The 3,839-nt window shown below is 68.5% G+C and carries 3 protein-coding genes and 1 pseudogene; 3 read left to right on the top strand and 1 reads right to left on the bottom strand.

Annotated features, from left to right (window positions below; translation table 11 throughout):
• Window positions 1–608: HNH endonuclease signature motif containing protein (locus tag HUX53_RS34345; protein WP_217920248.1), on the top strand; the 608-nt coding region annotated here is incomplete at its 5' end.
• A 364-nt stretch (window positions 609–972) separates the two neighbouring features.
• Window positions 973–1,318, top strand: a pseudogene (locus HUX53_RS41930) (transposase); the annotation flags it as partial.
• 168 nt (window positions 1,319–1,486) lie between these two features.
• Here HUX53_RS41930 and HUX53_RS34335 read toward each other — a convergent pair.
• A complete protein-coding gene (locus HUX53_RS34335) occupies window positions 1,487–2,698 on the bottom strand; it encodes an IS110 family transposase (RefSeq protein WP_176407442.1) in 1,212 nt (403 codons plus the stop codon).
• Window positions 2,699–2,896: 198 nt separating this feature from the next.
• On the opposite strand from HUX53_RS34335, the gene HUX53_RS34330 reads away from it, so the two are divergent.
• A complete protein-coding gene (locus tag HUX53_RS34330; protein WP_255205918.1) occupies window positions 2,897–3,697 on the top strand; it encodes an IS5 family transposase in 801 nt (266 codons plus the stop codon).
• The last annotated feature ends 142 nt before the right edge of the window (window positions 3,698–3,839 follow it).

The raw sequence follows: 3,839 nt of genomic DNA, 5'->3' as shown, positions 1-3,839 counted from the left end.
ACGCCGCGATCTGGGACGGGACACTCGGGCCACTGGCCAAACCGGCCGGTACCGACGACCGGCGTGACCTGTCGGAACGGACGGCGGCGGCCTTGAGCAGTGTCCTGTCGGGCGGGCACAAGGCCACAAAGGTCACCGTCATCTGCGACCTGGACACCCTCACCGGCGGCACCGCCCCCGCCCGCCTCACCGACGGCACACCGATCCCCGCCCAACAGGCCCGCCGCATCGCCCTCAACGCCGGAGTCTCACCCCTGCTCCTCGGCCGCGGAAACCTCCCCCTCTACCTGGGCCACCGAGTCCGCTTCGCCACCCCCGCACAACGCCGGGTCCTAGAAACCCTGTACCCGACCTGCGCGGTCCACGGGTGCGAGGTCCCCGGGACGCTGTGCGAAGTTGACCACGTCTACGGCTGGGCCCTGGGCAACAGCCCCACCGACATCGACCAACTCGCTCTCAGCTGCGGTTGGCACAATCGCTGGAAACACGCCAACCCCACCAGGATCGCCATCACCACCGGCACCGACGGACGCCACACCTACCACCTCCGGCCACCCCCAGACACCACCGCGACCGTCCGCCCACCACCCTGGCCCCAAGCCGCCTAAGCCGAGCGGCCCTTCGTCGCCAACTCCGCCACTACATGTCCGTCCGCCCAGAACTCGCCATTACCGGACACGACACCGAGTGGTTCACAGCCAACCCTGAGATGAAACCGCGCCCCTCGGAGCTGAGGACCTGGGGACTGACCTGGATACCAGGCCCGATCCAGACGGAGGACTACTACTCCAGCGGTAAGTCGTGTCCTTGTTGGCGGGGGATGCTGGGCAAGCAAACGACCATCGCGTGATCAGAGGTGTTTGTGAGGACACCGAAGATCGCGCGGTGGCCGCTGGGCCCAGGGTAGATCCCGGCCGGTGGTAAACGATGTTGAAGGACTCGTAGGGCCGGGCGGCCGGCAGGTTCAGGCGGGTGGAGACACGACTGCGGTTCCGTGGGCCTCCTGGAGGAGCTGCTGCCGGAGTTGCACCGCAAGAACTGCTGGACGATCGCCGAGCACGCCGGGGACCGCGACCCGTACGGGACGCAGCACCTGCTGAATCGGGCGGTGTGGGACGCCGACGCCGTGCATGATGACCCGCGCGGCTATGTCACCGAGCAACTCAGCTCGGCGGCGGTGCCGATGGCGGACGAGACCGGCGATCTGATGAAGGGCACCTGCACCGCCGGCCGGATCGAGAACAGCCAGGTCGCGGTGTTCCTGAGCTATGCGACGGGTGTCGAGCATGCCTTCTTCGATCGGGAGCTCTACCTACCTGCGGGTCTGGGCCGACGACACCACGCGGCGCCAAGCGGCCGGGATGCAGCGTCAGTACACCGGTACCGGCGGCCGGATCGAGAACAGTTAGGTCGTGGTGTTCTTCAGCTATGCGACGGGTGTCGAGCATGCCTTCATCGCCCGGGGGGGGTGTCCCTATGGGATTCGTCAAGCGGCTTGGGGCACTTGAACGCTGGCTTTTCGTGAGGGTTGGTAGGGCTGCTTGTCGCGGAGCATGGCGTAGATGACGTCTGAGCGGCGGCGGGCCAGGCAGATGAGGGCGGCGTTGTGCTTTTTGCCCTCCGACCGCTTGCGGTCGTAATACGCCCTGCTCAGCGGGTCCGACAGCGAGGCGAACGCGGCCAGGAACATGGCGCGTTTGAGGGCCTTGTTGCCGCCCTTGGGCGGGTGTTCGCCCTTGACGGAGGACCCGGACCGGCGGGTGACGGGTGCCAGGCCGGCGTAGGCGGCCAGGTGCCCGGGCGTGGCGAAGGCGGAGATGTCGCCGATCTCCAGCAGGATCCGTGCGCTGGTCCTGATCCCGAGGCCGGGCATCGAGATCAGGACCTTGGCGAGAGGGTGCGCATCAAGGATCTCCTCCACCCCGATCGCGACCTGTTTGCGCTGGTCATGGACCGATCGCAGTGACCGGGCCAGGTGCGGTAGGACGGTCGCGGCCGCAGTGGTGCCCGGGACGACGACGGTCTGGGCGTCCAGCGCGGCCTTGACCGCCTCGACCAGGCGTCCGGCCATGCGCGGTGCGAGGGGCTTGGTGGTGGCCAGCAGCTGGTCGGCTGTGGCGGCCCGCAGGCCGTCCGGGCCGCCATAGGTGATGAGCAGCTCCAGTGCGGCCGGGTGGTGCAGCCGCGGGCCGATCGCCTTCTCCAGAGCAGGGTGGACGGTGACCAGCAGCCCCCGGATCCGGTTGACCAGCCGGGTCGCCTCCCCGGCCAGGTCGTCATCGAACCCGACCAGTACCTCCAGCTCAGCGAGGGCCTCCTCACCCGAGTCGACCCGTCGCAGAGTGTGCGGCAGCGTGCGGGCGGCGTCGGCGATGACGAAGGCATAGCGGGCATCGGTCTTGGCGTTGCCCGGATGCACATCGGCCAGACGCCGCATGGTCAGCCCGGGCAGATAGGCGACCTGGCAGCCCTCGGCTCGGGCGACCGCGACCGGCAGGGCGCCGATCGAGGCGGGCTGGTCGACGACCACCAGCACCCGTCCGTGTCTGCTGAGCTGGGTGAACAGGGCACGCAGCCGCTGCTCGTCGTTGGGGAGCGGTTTGTCGTGCAGCTTCTTGCCGGAGGGGTCCAGGGCGCAGGCGTGGTGTTCGCCCTTGCCGACGTCCAGACCCAGGAACACCGCGTATTCGGGGCCCAATGCCCTACCTCGCTCGGTGAGTCGATGAGCTGTTCGGCCTGGTCACAAAGGTCTGGCGACGGCTGCCGGCATCCACGTTACGGCGAGACGATGACTTCGTCACAGAAGGTTGCCTTGTCCCTATGAGCGGTCCACCGACGCCACCCGGGCTCGGTGACAACACCCCCCGGATCAGGCCTGCGACAGGGGGCTTGAGTCATGCCGGACCAGGCGACCTGGCTCCCACCAACCTGCGGTCGGCGGGACGTGAAAAAGGTAACGGGGCTATCTGCCTGCGGGTCTGGGCCGACGACACCACGCGGCGGCAAGCGGCCGGGATGCCCGCCACCGGCACTTCGCCACCAAGCCGGAGCTGGCCCGCCGCATGGTCACTCGTGCGCTGGACGCCGGAGTGGGACGCGGGATAGGCTACCGGCGATCAGGTCTAGGGCCAAACCCGAACCGCGCGGTGACCTGCAGCGCGGGCCACCGGGCGGTGCGGTCACCGAGCCGGCCGATCACTCGCTGGGACGTTCCCGAGGCGGACTGACGACCAAGGTGCACCTGGCCTGCGAGCAGGGGTACAAGCCGTTGTCGCTGGTGGTCACGGCCGGGCAGCGCGGGGACGCCCCGCAGTTCGAAGCCGTGATGGCCGGCGTCTGTGTTCCCCGGCAGGGGCGTGGCCGTCCTCGGACCCGACCCGATCGGGTCCGGGCCGATAAGGCCTACTCCTCTCGGGCGATCCGCGCCCACCTGCGCAGACGCGGCATCGCAGCGACGATCCCAGTGCCAGACGACCAGGCCGCTCACCGTCGGCGGCGGGGCAGCCGCGGTGGCCGTCCACCCGCCTTCGACCCGGTCGACTACCGCGCCCGCCACGCCGTCGAATGCGGCATCAACCGCCTCAAGCGCCACCGCGCGGTGGCCACCCGCTACGACAAGCTCTCCGTCCGCTACCAGGCCGTCCTGGAAATCACCGCCATCAACGAATGGCTCCACCTACTTCGAAACACGCCCTAGGCGGTACCGGCCGGGCTAGTACTACATAGCTAGATCTCGGTAAGCGATCGAACGATTCCTGTACGTGATCACGTTGGGTGGTGCAACGCTGTCTGCATGCCTGAGGCTCGTGAGTTCGCCGGTGCGGTAACCGCAGCAGATC

Origin of the sequence: Actinomadura sp. BRA 177 (assembly GCF_013372625.1) — a bacterium.
Taxonomy (GTDB): Bacteria; Actinomycetota; Actinomycetes; order Streptosporangiales; family Streptosporangiaceae; genus Spirillospora.
This window is presented reverse-complemented; position numbering and strand designations above follow the sequence as displayed.

Coding starts and splice junctions, on each gene's coding strand:
- HUX53_RS34330 (WP_255205918.1), top strand. CDS start 2,897: ATGCCGGACCAGGCGACCTGGCTCCCACCAACCTGCGGTCGGCGGGAC.